The following is an 18,875-nucleotide window of genomic DNA, read 5'->3' as shown; positions in this document are numbered from 1 at the left end:
ATTGTGCAGTTCTGTAGGAACGGCTTCAGCCGCGATGCACTTAAAGGGTGGCGACGCCATGCACGCGGTTGCGCCACTGCCGCCAGGTGTACAGCGGAATCCCTGCCATCAGCACCAGGAACCCCCAAAAGATCGCCTGTTGCCCGGTGCCATACAGCGCCCACATCGAGTAGATGAAGCCGACGCTGCCAATCACCACCATCAACCCCCGCTCGCGCGGTTTGAACGCCTCCGGTTTCACCGCCAGGAATTGCAACAGCGCTGCCGTGCAGAAGGCGTAGGGCACCACGCCAGTCATGGTGCCGAGCAGGATGATCACGTTGAACACTTCGACCAAGTCGCCCTGGCCATCGATCAGCACCAGCAAGGTCACCAGCACCCCGGACACCAGCAGGCCGTTGGCCGGCACGTTGTGTTTGTTGACCTTGGCCAGTGACTCCGGCAGCAAGCCATCGCGCGCCGTGGCCATGGGAATCTGCCCTTGCAGCAACACCCAGCCGTTCAGCGCACCGAGGCAGGCGACCACCGCACCACCGGCAACAAAGTAATAACCCCAGGGCCCTAGCAGCACCTGCGCGGCGTCGGCAAACGGTGCGGTGGAACGCATCAGCACATCCGGCGGCAACACCCCCTGCACGGCAGTGATGGAAAGGATGTACACCGCCGCCGCCACCAGCGTGCCGAAGATAGTGGCGCGGGGAATGGTGCGTTTCGGGTCTTTGACGTGCTCGGCCGGCACCGTCGCCGACTCCAGACCAATGAACGACCACAGGGTCAGTGCCGCTGTGGTGGCAATCGCCGTGGCATAACCGCCGCCACCGGGCAGCGACTCCACCGGCGGAATGCTCAGGTATTCAGGGTGAAAGGAAAACCAGCCGAGGATGCCGATCAGCAACAACGGGATCAGCTTCAGCGCAGTCAGAATGTTCTGCACCACACCGAAGGCGCCAATGCCGCGCAGGTTGATCAGAGTGCACAGCCAGATGGCGGCGATGGCAGTGCCAATCGCCAACGCCGGGTCACGCAGGGCGGGAATGAACACTTGCAGGTAACCCACCAAGGTCACCGAGATCGCCGCATTGCCGATCCACGCCGCCTTCCAATAGGTCCAGGCGCACAGGTAACCGGCAAAGGCGCCGAAACCGTCACGGGTGTAGGCGTAAGGGCCACCGGCCGAGGGGTTGAGGCGCGACAGGCGAGCGAAGGTCAATGCCAGAACCACCGCGCCGATGCTCGAAATCAGCCAGCCGTACAGACTCAGGCCGCCATACGCGGCCAGGGCCGAGGGCAACAGAAACACCCCCGAGCCAACCATGTTGCCTACCACCAGCGCCGAGCAGGTCCAGAACCCCATACTCCCTGTGTCATTGAGTGCTGCGTTCTGCTGCGCTTCGCTCATGTATCCCCCGAGGCTGAATTACTCCTTGATGCAGTCAACTGTATAGCAGCGCCCTTGCGGGCTGTCTTCGTGCTGCAGGCCGTGCACATCGGTATCGAAACCGGGGAAGCTGCGGTCGAAGGTCCGCGCGAAGGCCAGGTAGTCGATGATCGAGCGGGTGGCTTCGGTGAAGCGCTCGCCCGGCATGATCAGCGGGATGCCTGGCGGGTACGGCACCAACATCACCGCCGCGATGCGCCCGATCAGTTGGTCGATCGGCACCGCCTCCACTTCGCCACGCACCAGGTGGTTGTAGGCATCGGCCGGTTTGATCGCCACTTCCGGCAGCACTGTGTACATGCGCTTCAGCGCCTTCGGCGTGGCGTTGTCGCGGTAGCAGCTGTGCAGCGCGTCGCACAGATCGCGCAGGCCCATGTTCTGGTAACGGGCGTCTTCGCGCACGATCGAGGGCAGGCAATTGCTCAGCAACACGTTGGCATCGTAACTACGCTTGAACTCCAGCAGCTCGGTGAGCAGCGTGCTCCACTTGCCCTTGGTGATGCCCATGGAGAACAGCACCAAGAAGGAATACAGGCCGGTTTTTTCCACCACCAGGCCCCGTTCCCAGAGGAACTTGCTGACCACCGCCGCCGGAATACCGCGCTCGCTCAACGCGCCGCCCGCGGTCAGGCCCGGGGTGACCAGGGTGACCTTGATCGGGTCGAGCAATACATAGTCGTCGGCCACATCGCCAAAGCCATGCCAATCGGCCTGCGGCTGCAGCACCCAATCGGCGGTGCTGACGTGATCGGCACCTTCAGCCAACGGCGGCTGCCAGATGCTGAACCACCAGTCTTCGGCACTCAGGTTCTGGCGCAGATTGGCCAGGGCGCGACGGAAGCTCAGCGCCTCATCAAAGGTTTCCTGAATCAGCGAACGCCCGGCCGGGCCTTCCATCATCGCCGAGGCCACATCGAGGGAGGCGATGATGCCGTACTGCGGCGAGGTGGAGATATGCATCATGAACGCTTCGTTGAAGCGGTCACGGTCCAGCTGGCGCGCGCCGCCGTCCTGCACATGAATCATCGAGGCCTGGCTGAACGCCGCCAGCAACTTGTGGGTGGAATGGGTGGTGAACACCAGCGGGCCGTCGTCGGTGCGCGAGGTGCCCATGCCGTAACGGCCGGCGTAGAACTCATGGAAGGCGGCGTAGGCGTACCAGGCCTCATCGAAATGCACCACTTCGACGCTGTCGCCGATGGTCTTTTTGATCAGCTCGGCGTTGTAGCACAGGCCGTCATAGGTGGAGTTGGTTACCACCACCAGCTTGACCTTCGGCTCACGACCGCGAGCCAGCGGGCTGGCGTCGATCTTGGCCTGGATCGACTCACGGGTGAACTCGCTCAGCGGAATCGGCCCGATGATGCCCAGCTCGTTGCGCTCCGGGCTGAGGTACAGCGGGATAGCGCCGGTCATGATGATCGAATGCAGAATCGACTTGTGGCAGTTGCGGTCCACCAGCACCAGGTCGTCACGGCCAACCATCGAGTGCCAGACGATCTTGTTGGCGGTCGAGGTGCCATTGATCACGAAATAGGTATGGTCAGCGCCAAAATTGCGCGCCGCCCGGGCCTCGGCTTCCGCCAGCGGGCCGGTGTGATCGAGCAAAGAGCCCAGCTCCGGCACTGACACCGAGAGGTCGGAACGCAGCGTGTTCTCGCCAAAAAACTGGTGAAACGCCTGGCCCACCGGGCTCTTGCGATAGGCCACTCCACCGCCATGCCCCGGCGTGTGCCAGGAATAGTTGGATTCAGCGGTGTGCTGCACCAGCGCCTTGAAGAACGGCGGCAGCAAGCCATCCAGATAAATCCGCGCGGCGCGCGCCACCTGACGGGCCAGGAACGGCACGGTGTCCTCGAACAGATAAAGCAGACCACGCAACTGATTGAGATCAGCCATGGCCTCGGCCGGCGCGTTCTCGATGGTCACTTGCTCGCCGAGGGCAAAGATCGGCAACTGCGGCGCCCGCACCCGCGCGGCACGGATCAGCTCGATCACATCGTGCAGCAGACGCTGGTTCTCCCCTGCCCCCTCGGCGGCCACCAGAATGCAGGCCAGGCCGTGGTGGGTCGACGCGACAATGCGGCCCTCGGTTGAGCTCGCGGTCGAAATAATGGTGAAGCCTTCCAGCTCCAGCTCACGGGCAATCTCCCGCACCCGGTCACCGGCCACGGTGTCGGCCTTGATGTCGCGGTGCACGATGAGAACGGGAAACTTGAGGTCTTTATACATGCTGTTAGCGCCTGAAGAGTAACCGGGCCTGGCCCGTGCAGCCCTCAGGGTAGAGGCTCACCCGAACGGGCGTAACCCCCTGAGGCGGGGGCTGTACGAAAACGTCGCACGCGGATAACTCGGCTACACCCCGGTGCTGCGCAGAAGATCAAAAACATCGCGGCTGAAGCCCCTCCCACAGGGACCGGTGATCTCCTGTGGGACAGGCTTCGGCTGCGGATAGATAGCCGGGACGCCGGCCTGTGCTGACGATCAAAAACATCGCGGCTGAAGCCGCTCCTACAGGGACCGGTGATCTCCTGTGGGAGGGGCTTCAGCCGCGATTGGCCGGGCCTGCAAACACAGCAGCCCCGGCCCAGTAAGCAGCCTGACTAGCCTGGGCCGTTACTGCCCATTCACCGCAATTGCCGTCGACAACTGCGCCAGGTAGTTCTCCGACTGGCTGAACTCCCCCGCCGCGGGCGGCGCGAACGAGGCCATGGCGTCCACCAGGTTTTGCACCTGGCTGTCGAGCAGGGTTTTGCCATCGTAGGTCTGGATCTGCTCGATACGCGCGAACTCCGAGGCATACCAGTCCTTGATGGTCACCTTGTCCTGGGTGCCGATCACTGCGATATCCAGGTCTTCACCGTTGCGGGTGAACCACAGGTCTTCGCTGTTGACGTCGAGATACAACACATCGACCGCATTGGGGGTGCTGGCGGTCTCGACAATGGTGTCCTGTCCTCCCGCGGCAAAGAACATGTAGGTATCGCTGTTGGCGCTGCCATACAGGGTGTCATTGCCCAGACCACCATCCAGCGTGTTGTCCGCCGCGTTGGTGTCGACCAGCACGGTGTCGTTACCGGCGCCGCCGAAGATAAAATTGCTGCCACCACCAGCATCGATAAAATCGTCGCCGCCGCCGGCCTCGATCAAATCGTTGCCTGCCCAGCCGATCATGGTATCGGCTTGGTCTGTGCCCTCGATCCCCATCCGCCCCAGCAGCTCTTCAACGCCCCAAATGGTGCCGTTAGCGAAGACGATCCTTTCAATAAGAGAGGACGCGACCACCTGCGCCGACGAACTGGTGTCGGTGAAGCAATTCTTGATCGTGACCCGATCTAGGCCGTTGACGTGGGCAAATACCAGATCGGTGCCCTCTCTACGCACCCGAATATCGTAAGGCGAGATATCGAAGCCAAAGCCCAACTCGTCCGCGCCGCCCAGATTGGCAGACTCGACGATCACGTCCTGACCATCGCCCAGGCTGAACACATAAGTGTCGCCGTTGGCGCTGCCCGTAATGGTGTCGTTGCCGCGACCACCTACCAGCAGGTTGTCGTGCGCGTTGCCGGCGACCATCAAGGTGTCATCGCCCGCATCGCCAAACAGATGGTTCATCCCGCTGCCGCCGTCCAGCAAATCGTCACCACCACCGGCATGGATAAAGTCATCGCCCATCCAGCCAAGCAACACATCGGCCTGCTCGGTACCCTGCACCCCGAAATTGTTTTGCAGGGTGTTCACATCCCAAACGGTGCCATCGTCAAACCGCACCCACTCAATACGCGAAACCTCCACTACGTCAGCATTCAGCCCGGCGCTATCAAACCAATTCTTGATAGTCACCTGATCGCTGCCATTGCTGTGGGCCAGCACCAAGTCCGCGCCAACGCGCTGCACCTGGATGTCATAGGGTGAAATGCCACCGAACGACAAGGTGTCCATCGCAACGCTATCGCTGGCGATCTCGAAAAGGGTGTCCTGACCATCGCCCAGGCTGAACACATAGGTGTCGCCGTTGGCGCTGCCAGTAAGGGTGTCATTGCCGCGACCACCCACCAGCAGGTTGTCGTGCGCGTTGCCGGCGACAATCAAGGTGTCATCGCCCGCATCGCCAAACAAATGGTTCATCCCGCTGCCGCCGTCCAGCAGATCGTCACCGCCACCGGCATGGATAAAGTCATCACCCATCCAGCCAAGCAACACATCGGCGCGATCGGTTCCCTGCATGCCGAAATTGCTTTGCAGGGTGTTCACATCCCAAACGGTGCCATCGTCAAACCGCACCCACTCAATACGCGAAACCCCCACTACGTCAGCATTCAGCCCCGCGCTATCAAACCAATTCTTGATAGTCACCTGATCGCTGCCATTGCTGTGGGCCAGCACCAAGTCCGCGCCAACGCGCTGTATCTGGATGTCATAGGGTGAAATGCCACCGAACGACAAGGTGTCCATCGCGCCGCTATCGCTGGCGATCTCGAAAATGGTGTCCTGCCCATCGCCCAAACTGAACGCATAGGTGTCGCTGTTGGCGCCTCCGATGAGGGTGTCGTTGCCACGACCACCGACCAGGAAGTTGTCGTGCGAGGTGTCGGCGACAATCAAGGTGTCATCGCCCGCATCGCCAAACAAATGGTTCATCCCGCTGCCGCCGTCCATCAGATCATCGCCGCCACCGGCATGGATAAAGTCATCCCCTGCCCAGCCAAACAACGTATCGGCCCGCTCGGTACCTTGCACCCCGATCTGGCCTTGCAGAGTGTTCACATCCCAGATGGTGCCATCGTCAAACCGCACCCACTCGATGCGTGAGGACGCCACTGCATTCGCATCCGGCCCAATGCTCTCGAACCAGTTTTTGATGGCCACCTGATCGCTGCCATTGCTGTGCACCAACACAAGATCAGCGCCGACCTTGCGTATCTGAATATCGTTAGCCTCAATCCCCGCACCAAAGCTCAGCGTATCCATAGCTTCGTCGCCGATAGCCACTTCACTGATGCTGTCTTGGCCATCGCCCAGGTTGAACAGGTAGGTGTCGTTGTAGAACCCGCCAAACAGCGCGTCGTTGCCAAGTCCGCCACTCAGTACGTTGTTATCCGAGGTGTCGCTCACCACGATGATGTCGCGGCCGGCCTGGCCGTTGAGGGTGTTGCTCAGGCTGCCGCCAGCAGTCAGGGTCCAGACCGTGCCGTCACCAAACTGGATGCTCTGCACGGGCACGGAGCGGCTGCCGTCAGTGGTCGAGTAGAAGACGTCTTCGAGGATGATGGTGTCGCTGGAGCCGGCGAAACTCAGCACCAGGGTCGCATCGCGACGCGCCAGGCTCACTTCGTCCGGGCTGATCGCTTCAAGCTGCAAGACGTTTTTCTTGCCCACCGTGCCATCGGCAAAGCTGCGAATGGTGTCGCTGCCATCGCCCTTTCGATACAGGTAGGTGTTGTTGCCGGTACCGCCACTTAAGGTGTCATTGCCAGCGCCGCCGACCAGGGTGTCGTTGCCGGCGCCACCGTCCAGCGTGTTGTTGGCGCTGTTGCCGGTGAGGCGGTTGTTGAGGCTGTTGCCGGTGGCGTTGATGGCGGCGCTGCCGGTCAGGGTCAGGTGCTCGACGTTGGCGCCCAGGCCAAAGCTGATGCTGGCCTCCACCGTGTCGACACCGGCGTTGCCGAGTTCAGTCACCAGATCGCCGCTCGACTCGACCACATAGGTGTCATCGCCCGTGCCGCCTTCCAGGGTGTCGGCGCCGCTGCCGCCGTCCAGGCGGTCGTTGCCCGAGTCGCCGAACAGGTAGTCGTCGCCCGCGCCGCCTTCCAGCAGGTCGTAGCCGCTGCCACCGTCGAGCCAGTCGTTGCCGGCGCCACCGCGCAGGGTGTCGTTGCCGGCACCGGCGGCGAGCACGTTGGCCGCGTCGTTGCCGGTGAGGATATTCACTGAAGCGTTGCCGGTGCCATTGATGGCGGCGTTGCCGGTCAGGGTGAGGTGTTCGACGTTGGCGCCGAGGGTCAGGCTTATGCTCGACTCGATCAGGTCATTGCTACCCTCACCGACATTTTCCACCACCACATCGTCCAGCGAATCGACCACATAGGTGTCGTTGCCGTAGCCACCGATCATCGAGTCGGCGCCGCCGCCGCCATCCAGACGGTCGTTACCCTCGCCTGCGCTGAGGGTGTCGTTGCCCGCGCCGCCGTTGAGCACGTTGGCGACCCAGTTGCCGACAATCAGGTTATCCAGGCTGTTGCCGGCGCCATCGATCAGGCTGCCACCGGTAAGGGTGAGGTTCTCGACGTTGGCGCCGAGGCTGTAGCTGACGCTGGCCTGCACGGTGTCGGTGCCCTCGCCGGCATTCTCGATCACCAAATCGCCGGCGCTATCCACCAGATAGGTGTCGTTACCGGCGCCACCGAGCAGAGTGTCGTTGCCGGCACCGCCGTTGAGGACGTTGGCCGCGCTGTTGCCGGTGAGCTGGTTGGCCAGGCTGTTGCCGGTGCCATTGATCGCCTCGCTGCCAGTGAGCAGCAGGTTCTCGACGTTGGCCGCCAGCAGCAGGCTGATGCTGGTTTCCACGGTGTCGATGCCGCCATCCAGCGCCTCGATGACTACATCGGTGCTGCTGTCGAGCACATAGCTGTCATCGCCGCTGCCGCCGACCAGGGTGTCCTTGCCCACCCCGCCATTGAGGCGGTCATTGCCGGCGCCGCCGCGCAGGCTGTCGTTGCCGTCGCCGCCAAACAGACTGTTCGCCGCACTGTTACCGGTAATCACGTTGTTCAGCGCATTGCCGTAAGCGTCGATGGCCTGCTCGCCGACCAGGGTCAGGTTCTCAAAGTTGTCGCCCAGGCTATAGGTGGCGCTGGCCTCAACCAGATCGGTGCCCTCGCCCGCCAGCTCGACGAGCACATCGCTGCTGGAGTCCACCGCATAGGTGTCGTTGCCCACACCGCCCACTAGCAGGTCGTCGCCCGCGCCGCCATCCAAGCGATCATTGCCAGCGCCGCCGTACAGCGTGTCGCTACCCTCGCCACCGCTGAGGCTGTTGCTGGCCGCGTTGCCGGTGAGCACATTGTTCAGCCCATTGCCGGTGCCGGCGCTGGCAGCGGAGCCGGTAAGGGTGAGATTTTCGAGGTGATCGCCGAGGGTAAAACTGACCGAAGACTCGACCGTATCGCTGCCTTCATCCGCCAGTTCGGTAACCACGTCAGTGGCGATATTGACCACATAGGTGTCGTCCCCGGCGCCGCCAAACAGCGTGTCCGCACCGCTGCCGCCATCGAGGCGATCATTGCCCAAACCGCCGTACAGGGTATTGGCGCCGGCGTTGCCAATCAGGACATTGTCCAGCTCGTTGCCAGTGCCCGTGAGCAACCCGGTGCCGGTGAGCGTGAGGTTTTCCAGATGGGCCGCCAAGGCGTAACTGACACTGGCCTGCACCGTGTCGATGCCCTCATTGGCGTTCTCGATCACCACATCGGCAAGCGCATCCACCACATAAGTGTCGTTGCCATCGCCACCGATCAGCGTGTCGATACCGGTGCCGCCATTCAACACATTCGCAGCACTGTTGCCGACCAGGCGATTGGCCGAGGTATTGCCCGTGCCATTCAGCGCCTCGGTGCCGGTGAGCAGCAGGTTTTCAACATAGGTGGCCAGCGTCAGGCTGATGCTCGACTCCACCGTATCGATCCCCGAATTGGCCAACTCACTGACCACATCGGTGATGGCATCCACCACATACGTGTCATCCCCCGCACCGCCCACCAGCGTGTCGCTCCCCGTGCCGCCATCCAGACGGTCATTGCCTGCGCCACCGAGCACACTGTCATTGCCCTCGCCGCCCAACAACAGGTCATCACCGGCGCCGCCGTCGAGGGTGTCGTTGCCGCCACCGCCAATCAACGTGTCGCTGGCGGTAGTGCCAATAAAGTGGTCATTGCTGTCGCTGGCAGCGGTGGTAGCACTGGTAGAAAGTCCATTTACAGGAGCGGTCATGTAATCCATCCATTAGTGATTTTCAGAGAGTGAAAACGAACATCCGTGATTCGGAACGTCTTATCGATATTTACAGCAAAGCGGGGAAATTTATTTTAGTTACTCTAAATGCCGAAAAACTTCATAAAATTAGAGTAGCTAAAATGAATCTAACTCCTTTCTCCATACTTATCCCCCAACCACCACCTCGGTAGACTTATATATATTCAAATAAAGTTCATGCCACCTTCCCAGCGCGCTCTCATCAAATTGCGCGGTAACGACCCAACCATTTCCCAAATCCAAGTCTAGAGAGCATGTAGGCCCAACACAAAAAAACACCAAGGGGTTACCCAATCTGGTTGTACTCTCTCTATGCGCCTCAGGAATCCAGACGATGACTGGCGCACCAGATAACTCGTACCGCAGCAAACCCGAATAGGGTGACTGAGAGGAACCCACCTTGTAGAGAGCTATCCTCTTTGCCAACTCCACCTGTTCGTAATACCTAAAGTAAGGCGTTTTACCTTTGAAATCTCTATGATACTCGAACGGCAATACATACCTCGAAGCAGCCTCGAGTCGCGGAGGAACGCTTCCATCCAAGAAATAGTGGTAGCCAACTTGAACTATATATTTTCTGGCCTGCGCCGAATTGCAACCCCCCACTAGCAACGGCTTAAAATCGGGAAGACAATAGTGCAAAAATACCGAACTCCCGGCCGGAGATCCATTTATAGGGGCAGACCTAGAATCAATATTAAGGACTGGTTTATTTACAATTTCAAGCTCGGCAGAACGCACGTAGTCGGGAGCAACAAAAAGTACCGAACATAGAGCTATCGCGCCCCTAGCCTTTAACAGATCCATCTACTACTCCTCACAAACCTTAGCCAAGCCTTACTTTTGCCACTATAAACCACCACAAGAAACTATTTAACTCAGCGGAAAAAGAGCGGAAAAAAGGGACGGATTTATTTTTCGTACTCTAAACGCCTATTTACTAGTGAATTAGAGTAGTAAAAATAAATCCGTCCCCTTTTGACCTCGGAGCGGTCATGTAATCCATCCATTAGTGATTTTCAGAGAGTGAAAACGAACATCCGTGATTCGGAACGTCTTATCGATATTTACAGCAAAGCGGGGAAATTTATTTTAGTTACTCTAATCACCGACAACTTTCATAAAATTAGGGTAGTTAAAATGAATCTTCAATCTTTTATCTTAAAAACGTTTCAAACCATCGCTACAGCAACGCATTTGTTTGCGATGACATCTCAATAACGACCCCAAAAACCTACAGCAGCAGCCCACCCAAACAGCCCCATCACTCCCAAACCAACAATAAAAACCAACGGAACAACAAACACAGAAAGTGCAAACCTCAATCTCAAAATAATAGAAAACTAAATTGCCCAACTCAGATTTACAGCCAAATATAGATAAAGCGCCAAACTACTTATCGGCCTAAACCCAGGAGCAATTAATTGATCTTCGAACCAGGCCAGCCCAGCATAAGCATATGCCCCCCAAGCCGGAATAAATGCAAACAACGCCCACCACACATACCTTCCACCACATCGGATTCTCTTAACACTCAACCAAGACATATAAACAAGAAAAAAGGGCAACAGAAACAACGCACCGGAAACGATCAACGCTAAAACCTTAATCATGACCTTTCAACCTCTCACCCGGCCCCAAAGAGACAGTTTTATTTACTACTACTGCAACAAAGGCAACAAAGGGGACGGATTATCAGATCCTCTGAAGTGAGCGCGAGCATATATAAACCAGGCCATCGCGCTGCACCTCGGTAATTAAATACCCATAATAACCTTCAAATGTAAAAAACTCTCTATTACCAGAAGACCACGATGAAATATGGCTCCTAGCATCTTCAACTATCAAATTATCTGGAACATGCCCTAAGCGACGGACCGCCTCCTCAGCCTCAAGTCTAATATTGTAGCTTGCCGTTCGACCATTACCTTCAACATCCACATTTATTAAACGGGAGTCAAAAGCAAAAATACTTTCGTACACATCTCTGCCATCAATGGAAAGCATAAGCTTGTACAAATATAATTTTTGTTCACCTACTTCCGAACTCGCCTCAAACACCTTTCCATAGTACGAAGAGTCAATAATCCTCCCATCTTCTACGACATCCCACTTGTTAATTAAAGACTCTGGCAACGCCTGCCACTTTTCCGAGGAGCAATAATTACTTTCTTTATAATCAACCTCTGAAGTTGAGCCAATTTCCTCACTGGAGTTTGCTTTATACCCCACAGCAACGAGCAGAAACGCACAAAAAAATTCTTTATAAAACCTAAGAAACCCCATATTTAGCCCTACCCAAGAAAACAACTGCAAACAGCTAAACCACAAAGGGGACAGATTTATTTAACTACTCTAAAACTTAACAAGACTCATAAAATTAGAGCAACTAAATAAATCTGTCCCCTTTTTCAATCTGAGGAGCTCCTTTAATCGTTGCGTAGGCTTCATAATCAAAATGAAGCTCCCCCAGCCGCTCAATTGACGTCACCATAAACTTACTCCTTCAAGTTAAAAATAAAAAACTATCGACGCCAAACAATCGGAGATATTACGCACTGTAAAATTGCTGGATCATTTTTCCTAGGCGAAAACACCAAATACTCGGGACGAGCGAACTCTGCAGTCGGTGCAGATACAACAACGACCCCGGATTTCAACTTATAGAGATCCCAAACCCCACCAGAGTTTGCAGCAACATTTCGTACGGGAGTATTTCTACTCTTCGGAAATATTATTTTTCGAGACTGTCCGTCGCTAGTTGCCACATACGACATGTCAGACGCGGATTGCCACTCACCTTTCCGGCCACCTGAATCTTTATTCAAAAAAATTCGTAGCTTTTCAACTTGTTCTCTACACAGAGAAGAATTGATATCTGGCTTACATGCTTTATTGACGGCATCACCATCAATTTCCTCCGGCAACTGAGCGAGGCTAAATATCGATATTTCTTGATAAGTCCGGCTGCTAAGCAACTCTCCTTTCCTATACACCCGCTCAACAACCCCATCGCCATCAACGTCGACATCCATATATTCGAGGCCAAGATTGAACGAAGGGCTGTTCGACTGCGGAATATCCTGCCTAGTTTCCAGCACATTCCAACTCAACAATGCAGAGTTCTCTAGACCCCAGTAAACTCTATCTTCACCGCTATAGCTTCCTGACTCATTGAAAGAATCAATTAGCTCACGGCACAACTTACGCTCCTTACCTGCAATCAAATCAAAACTTCCGGCAGGGCGTGGCACAGTTGATGCGACTAGAACCTTCCTATCTCCACCCGGCATGAAATCCGGGGCAACTTCCGAGTAATAGATTGTGTCTTTACCCTGTAACTTCTTCTGCCCCTCCGCTTCCACATTGCTGATTTGGCAAAACATAGGGACTAGGGCCCATAAAAATCGTCCCCCCCTCATAACTTCCCCCTCAAAAATCGAATATTCAAAATAAACCTATCTGCATTAACCAGAGTAGACGACTAACCTACTACTTCTGCAACTACACCAACCAACTGTCTTTCTATAGTTCCCTGATATCCAACCACCCCCTCCCTCATCGAATACCCCCTCGCCTCACTAAAAGCCAACCGCCGATACTCGCCCGCCTCTTCCCCCATTCCCAACCCCTTCACCACCGCCCGCACCACTTCATCCTTATCAAAAAACCCCACCAACACCCCATTCGCCCCATCCCGAATAACCTCCCTCACCGGCGCCGTATCCGAGCCGACAATCAAACACCCCGTCGCCATCGCCTCCAGCAACGACCAGGACAATACAAACGGGTACGTCAGGTACACATGCACAGCCGACACCTGCAGTACCTTCTTGTAGGTGTCGTAGGGCACCTTGCCTAGAAAGTGCACGCGGCTGAGATCCACGGGATTCTCTTGCAGCAGTTTACTTCGCCAGTTGGGTGCGTCTTTGGGGGCGCTGCCGTAGCTGACGCCGTCGCCGCCGACTATCACTACCTGGCAGGTGGGGTGTTGTTTGAGCAGGTCGGGCAAGGCGCGCATGAAGGTGTGGAAGCCGCGGTAGGGTTCCAGGTTGCGCGCGACGTAGGTGACGATGGGCATGCCGGCTTTGAGCACGTTGCCGTTGGGTAGGGTGAGTTCGGCGTTCGGGTCGGGTTTGAGGTTGTCGGTGTCGATGCCTTCGTGGATCACCTGGATTTTGTCGCGGTAGGCGGCGGGGTGCAGGCTGTGTTGCCACTTTGTGGGGGTGACGGCGAGGTCGCAGTTTTCCAGGTTGAGCAGGTGCAGGGCGTTGCGGGTGCGGATGCGCGCGGCGCCGTTGATGTCGAGGGGGAATTCGGGGTCGAAGTTCGCGTCGGCGCCGTGCGAGTGGTAGTAGTACTCGCAGAAGTGAATGAGCTTGGCGTGGGGAAAGGCGTCTTTGGCGTAGAGGGTTTCGCCCCAGCCGGGGTGGGCGACGATCACGTCGGGCCGGTAGCCTTTGCCTTTCAGGTCGAGCAGCAGGCGCAGCACTTGCTGGCCGTGCAGTACGGCTTCTTCCATGGTGCGCACGTAAGGGTGGGTGGCCTGGTCGGCGCCGCGGTGCGGTTTGTAGCGCAGCAGGCGCACGCCCGGCAGGCCGGGTGCGGTGTCGCGGCCGATGGCCAATACCTCGACACCGGGCTGTTGCGCCAGGTGCGCGGCGATGTGGCGGAATTGCCCGGGGAAGTTCTGGTGTACGAACAGCACTCTCATCCTGATGCCTCGACGTCCTTGTTGGGGGGCTGTTATCGCTCTTGCAGGCTCTCGCTGCTGTATTCCTTGAGGGGGCTCAGGAAGTAGTCGATGACTTTGCGTTTGTCGGTTTTCACTTCGGCGCGCACCGCCATGCCGGGCGACAGGGCCACCTGTTTGCCGGCCACTTCAATGGTGTTGGTGTTTAGCTGAATACGGGTGCTGTAGAGCAGCCCGCGTTTTTCGTCGTCGATGGCGTCATTGGAGATGCTTTGCACCACGCCGTGCACCACGCCGTATTTGGTGAAGGTGAAGGTCTCCACCTTGATCTCCACTTCCTGGCCGGGGCGGACAAAGCCGATGTCTTTGTTTTCCAGCATGGCTTCCACTTCCAGCGGCTGGTCGCTGGGCACGATCACCATCAAGGGTTGTGCTTCGGTAACCACGCCACCGTCGGTGTGAATCGCCAGTTGCTGCACGGTGCCATCCACCGGTGCGGTCAGGCGCGTCAGGCGGTTGCGTTGTTGGGCTTTTTTCAGTTCCTGTGCGAGGGCGGCGCTGCGTTGGTCGGCTTCGTGCTGCAGGTCGAGCATGGCGCGACGGGTTTGTGCCAGCACACTTTTTTGCCGCTGTTCGGCGGCTTTTTTCGCGGCTTGCAGTTCGATCACTCGCGCCTGCTGCACTTCCAGTTCGCGTTCCTGGCTGATGCGCGCTTGCTCTTTTTCCAGCCACGAGTGTTTGCCGATGATGGCTTTGTCCAGCAGGCGTTTGTAGTCGACGGACAGTTGCTGGGTGATCGGCAGGCTCTCTTTCAAGGACGCCACCGAGGCTTTGGCAGCCTGGATCTCGGCCACTTGCTGCTCGATTTCCGCGTCGCCCTGGTCGAGGCTGCTGCGTAGTTCCAGGTATTGGCCTTGCACCCAACGCTGGGCCGCTTGCTGTTGTTCGCGGCTGGCAGTGGGGATCAGGTTGGCCAGCGAGGCCGGTTCGCCTTTGTTCTGGATTGCATCGAGCAAGGCGTTGGCACGGGCGCTGTCGACCTGGGCGGCGAGCAGGTCGCTGTTCAGGCGCTCGACTTCGGCGCCGGTGATCTGCCCGTCGAGCTCCACCAGCAGGTCGCCGGTTTTCACCGTTTGCCCGTCGTAGACGTGAATGGCTTTGACCACCGCCACTTCGCTGGGCTGGATCACTTTGCTTTTGCCGCTGGGCACGATCTTGCCGCTGGCGGTGGCGACCACGTCGATTTCGCCGACGCAGGCCCACACCAATGCCAGCGCCGAAAACGCCAGAATCGCCCACAGCACGTAACGCGGCGCCGGGTGTACTGGCTGTTCCTGCAGGGCCAGGGCGGCGGGCAGAAACTGCACTTCGTGGCTCAGGCGTTTGGGTGGGTCCATGGCTTTGCGTTGCGCCCAGGAATGGCGCCAGGCGCTGCGGTAGCGGTTGAGCAACTCACGTTTGGCCGAAGGCTGGCTCATGCGGCGTCCCCCTGCTGCAAACGGTGCAGGCGCGAATAGTGCCCGGCCTGATGGGCCAGCAGTTCGGCGTGGGTGCCCTGCTCGACGATCTGGCCGCGGTCCATCACCACAATGCGGTTGGCGTCGCGCACAGCGCTCAGGCGGTGGGCAATGATGATCACCGTGCGGCCTTTGCAGATGGTCTGCATGTTCTGCTGAATCACTCGCTCGGACTCGTAGTCCAGAGCACTAGTGGCTTCGTCGAAAATCAAAATGCGTGGGTTACCCATCAAGGCGCGGGCGATGGCCACGCGCTGGCGTTGGCCGCCGGACAACGAGGCGCCGTGTTCGCCGACCACGGTGTCGTAGCCCTCTGGCAGCTCAAGGATGAACTCGTGGGCGCCGGCCATTTTCGCCGCCTGAATCACCGCTTCAATCGGCGCACCCGGCTCAGTCAGGGCGATGTTTTCGCGGATGCTGCGGGCGAACAGCATGTTGTCTTGCAGCACCACGCCGATCTGCCGACGCAGGGATGAGACGTCGGCCAGGGCCAGGTCCATGCCGTCTACCAATACGCGGCCGCGCTCAGGCACATACAGGCGTTGCAGCAACCGTGTGAGGGTGCTTTTGCCGGAGCCGGAGCGGCCGACGATGCCGATCACTTCTCCCGGCTGAATCGCCAGGCTGACGCTGCGCAGCACTTCAGAGCCATCAGGGCGATAGCGAAATTGCACCTGGTCGAACTCGATCGCGCCCTTCAGCGCCGGCAGCGCGCTGCGGGTGGCTTGGGACAGCTCGGTGCGGCTGTTGAGGATGTCGCCGAGGCGCTGCACCGACACGCCGGTTTGCTGGAAGTTGGTCCACAGCTGGGCCAAGCGCATGATCGGCTGCGAGACGCGGCCGGCGAGCATGTTGAAGGCGATCAGCTGGCCCATCGACAGGTCGCCCTCGATCACCAGGCGCGCGCCCATCCACAGGGTGGCGACGGTGACCAGTTTGCCGATCAGGCCGACGCTTTCGTTGGCGATGGCCGAGAGGGTCTGGGTTTTGAAACCGGCGGCGACGTAGCCGGCCAGTTGGTTGTCCCACTTGCGGGTAATCTGCGGCTCGACTGCCATCGATTTCAGGGTGTCGATGCCGTTGACGGTCTCCACCAGAAACGCCTGGTTCTCGGCACCACGGGCGAAGCTTTCGTTCAAACGCGCACGCAATACCGGCGTGATCAGGAACGAGACCAGGAAATACAGCGGCAAGGACAGCAGCACGATCAGCGTCAGCCAGCCGCTGTAGACAAACATCACCGCGATAAACACCACAGAGAACAGCACGTCGAGCACCACGGTGATGGCGTTGCCGGTGAGGAAGCTGCGGATGTTTTCCAGCTCGCGCACCCGGGCCACCGAGTCGCCCACCCGCCTTGCCTGGAAGTAGGCCAGCGGCAAGGTCACCAGGTGGCGGAACAGCCGTGAGCCGAGCTCGACGTCGATGCGGCTGGCGGTGTGGGCGAATACATAAGTGCGCAGGCCGCTGAGGGCGGTTTCGAACAGCATGATGCCGAGCAGGCCGATGGCGATCACGTCGAGGGTCGATAGGCCGCGGTGCACCAGTACCTTGTCCATCACCACCTGGAAAAACAGCGGCGTCAGCAGGGCAAAAATCTGCAGCACAAACGACACCAGTAGTACTTCGCCGAGCAGCTTGCGGTACTTGACCACGGCGGGAATGAACCAGGTGAAGTCGAACTTGCTCAGCTCGGTAGCCAGCGAGGCCTGGGAGCGGAACAACAGCAGGTCGCCGCCCCAGCGCGCGTTGAGGTCGGTAACGCTGATGACTTCCGGGCGCGCGGAACGCGGGTCGTGAATCAGCACCTTATCGCCGTCGACCCGGGCAATGATAAAAAAGCGCCCGTCGTTGGCCACCGCAATCGCCGGCAACGGCACGTGCGCCAAGCGCTCGGGGTTGCTGCGCACCGCGTTGGCTTTAAGGCCCAACTGCTTGGCCGCCAGCAACAACTCGGCCCGGCCGAACTGGCCGCCGCTGTCGAGGTATTCATGGGTGAGTTGTTCGGGGGATGCCGCCACATTGTGGAAGCGGGCCAGCATGACTAAGCAGGCAAGGCCGGTATCTGGCTCAGCTTGAACAGCCGCTCCCTGGTGTTCTTCTGACATCTGCTTTCCTTGGCAGAACTACGCCCGATGGTGCTACGGGTATTGAGTGAAGCTTGATATCCGGGCGGCCGGGTATTGGCAATAGGCCATATTGGCCAGGCTGGAAGAGTGATAACAGCGTCACAAAAGCAGATCGATAAGCTGCCAGATGGGCAATCGGGAGGCCCTAAAAGCATCGCGGCTGAAGCCGCTCCTACAAGAGATCGAGTATTCCCGTAGGAGCGGCTTCAGCCGCGATTGGCCGGGCCTGCAAACAACAGAATCAAGCCGTTTCGGCGGGTTCCGTTGCTGCAGCCGGCGCATCCATTTGCACCCACAATGGCAACGCACCGGAGGCTTTTTCCAGCAGGCCCATGCGCACGGCGTGGGCAGCCAGGTCTTCTTCGCTGGCGCGGACCACGCGGGTACGTGGGCGGTCGGCCGGCAGGCGGCGGATTTCGCTGGCCTGGTTGGCGCCGCCGTTGCCGCCGTTGCCATCGGAGGCGTTGCCGGCCAGGGACAGGCTGGTCTGGCCGCCGGTCATGCTCAGGTAGACGTCGGCGAGAATCTCGGCGTCGAGCAAGGCGCCGTGCAGTTCACGGCCGGAGTTGTCGACGCCATACCGTTTGCACAGGGCGTCGAGGTTGTTGCGCTGCCCCGGGTGGCGTTCGCGGGCCATCATCAGGGTGTCGAGCACGCTGCAGTGCTCGGTGATGTCGGCGCGGTCGTCCTGGCCCAGCAGGGCAAATTCGTTGTTGATAAAGCCGATGTCGAACGCGGCGTTATGGATGATCAGCTGCGCGTCTTTGATGAACTCGAAGAACTCGTCGGCCACTTCCTTGAAGCGCGGTTTGTCGGCGAGGAACTCATCGGTAATGCCGTGAACGGCGATGGCGCCTTCGTCGCTCTGGCGATCCGGCTGCAGGTACACGTGGAAATGCCGGCCAGTGAGGCGGCGGCCGATCAGTTCAACGCAACCGATCTCGATCACCCGGTGGCCATCGGTGACCGGCATACCGGTGGTTTCGGTATCGAGTACTACCGACCGTTCAGCATTGTTTTTGAAAGTTGTCATCGCACATCCGCCGTGAAAAACGCGCCGAATCGTA

9 protein-coding genes are annotated in these 18,875 nt (G+C 58.6%); all 9 read right to left on the bottom strand.

Annotation, left to right across the window (positions count from 1 at the left end; genetic code table 11):
- Window positions 1-40: 40 nt before the first annotated feature.
- The 9 genes from C8K61_RS00650 to dnaQ all read right to left on the bottom strand — a co-directional run bounded on the left by C8K61_RS00650 (window position 41) and on the right by dnaQ (window position 18,841).
- On the bottom strand, window positions 41-1,354 hold the full coding sequence (locus C8K61_RS00650; RefSeq protein WP_178086400.1) for an amino acid permease: 1,314 nt from the start codon (window positions 1,352-1,354) through the stop codon (window positions 41-43).
- Window positions 1,355-1,417: 63 nt separating this feature from the next.
- A complete protein-coding gene (locus C8K61_RS00645) occupies window positions 1,418-3,670 on the bottom strand; it encodes an Orn/Lys/Arg decarboxylase N-terminal domain-containing protein (protein ID WP_108094180.1) in 2,253 nt (750 codons plus the stop codon).
- Window positions 3,671-4,054: 384 nt separating this feature from the next.
- The gene (locus C8K61_RS00640) at window positions 4,055-9,427 is read right to left on the bottom strand and encodes a calcium-binding protein (protein WP_158272489.1); all 5,373 of its coding nucleotides are present in this window, start codon (window positions 9,425-9,427) and stop codon (window positions 4,055-4,057) included.
- Between the two features lie 1,737 nt (window positions 9,428-11,164).
- A complete protein-coding gene (locus C8K61_RS26600; RefSeq protein ID WP_146174261.1) occupies window positions 11,165-11,785 on the bottom strand; it encodes a hypothetical protein in 621 nt (206 codons plus the stop codon).
- A gap of 209 nt (window positions 11,786-11,994) precedes the next feature.
- A complete protein-coding gene (locus C8K61_RS26595; protein ID WP_146174260.1) occupies window positions 11,995-12,855 on the bottom strand; it encodes a hypothetical protein in 861 nt (286 codons plus the stop codon).
- Window positions 12,856-12,953: 98 nt separating this feature from the next.
- Entirely contained in the window at window positions 12,954-14,183 is a 1,230-nt protein-coding gene (locus tag C8K61_RS00635) for a glycosyltransferase family 4 protein (protein WP_108094176.1), read from the bottom strand.
- 32 nt (window positions 14,184-14,215) lie between these two features.
- Entirely contained in the window at window positions 14,216-15,640 is a 1,425-nt protein-coding gene (locus C8K61_RS00630; protein ID WP_108094174.1) for an HlyD family type I secretion periplasmic adaptor subunit, read from the bottom strand.
- Complete coding sequence (locus C8K61_RS00625) at window positions 15,637-17,787, bottom strand: type I secretion system permease/ATPase (protein WP_108094172.1); 2,151 nt, start codon at window positions 17,785-17,787, stop codon at window positions 15,637-15,639. The genes C8K61_RS00630 and C8K61_RS00625 overlap by 4 nt, the downstream gene beginning before the upstream one ends.
- 262 nt (window positions 17,788-18,049) lie before the next feature.
- The gene (dnaQ, locus tag C8K61_RS00620) at window positions 18,050-18,841 is read right to left on the bottom strand and encodes a DNA polymerase III subunit epsilon (protein ID WP_108094170.1); all 792 of its coding nucleotides are present in this window, start codon (window positions 18,839-18,841) and stop codon (window positions 18,050-18,052) included.
- Window positions 18,842-18,875 lie beyond the last annotated feature (34 nt).

This window comes from Pseudomonas sp. GV071 (assembly GCF_003050835.1).
Lineage (GTDB): Bacteria > Pseudomonadota > Gammaproteobacteria > Pseudomonadales > Pseudomonadaceae > Aquipseudomonas.
Note: the sequence above shows the minus strand (reverse complement) of the source record. Positions and strands in the feature narration are given on the sequence as shown.

What these genes read in the sequence shown, in the direction of transcription:
- C8K61_RS26595 (WP_146174260.1), bottom strand. Translation starts at nt 12,855, where the DNA reads ATGTTTTGCCAAATCAGCAATGTGGAAGCGGAGGGGCAGAAGAAGTTA.
- C8K61_RS00640 (WP_158272489.1), bottom strand. Translation starts at nt 9,427, where the DNA reads ATGACCGCTCCTGTAAATGGACTTTCTACCAGTGCTACCACCGCTGCC.
- C8K61_RS00650 (WP_178086400.1), bottom strand. Translation starts at nt 1,354, where the DNA reads ATGGGGTTCTGGACCTGCTCGGCGCTGGTGGTAGGCAACATGGTTGGC.
- C8K61_RS00625 (WP_108094172.1), bottom strand. Translation starts at nt 17,787, where the DNA reads ATGTCAGAAGAACACCAGGGAGCGGCTGTTCAAGCTGAGCCAGATACC.
- C8K61_RS00630 (WP_108094174.1), bottom strand. Translation starts at nt 15,640, where the DNA reads ATGAGCCAGCCTTCGGCCAAACGTGAGTTGCTCAACCGCTACCGCAGC.
- dnaQ (WP_108094170.1), bottom strand. Translation starts at nt 18,841, where the DNA reads ATGACAACTTTCAAAAACAATGCTGAACGGTCGGTAGTACTCGATACC.
- C8K61_RS00635 (WP_108094176.1), bottom strand. Translation starts at nt 14,183, where the DNA reads ATGAGAGTGCTGTTCGTACACCAGAACTTCCCCGGGCAATTCCGCCAC.
- C8K61_RS00645 (WP_108094180.1), bottom strand. Translation starts at nt 3,670, where the DNA reads ATGTATAAAGACCTCAAGTTTCCCGTTCTCATCGTGCACCGCGACATC.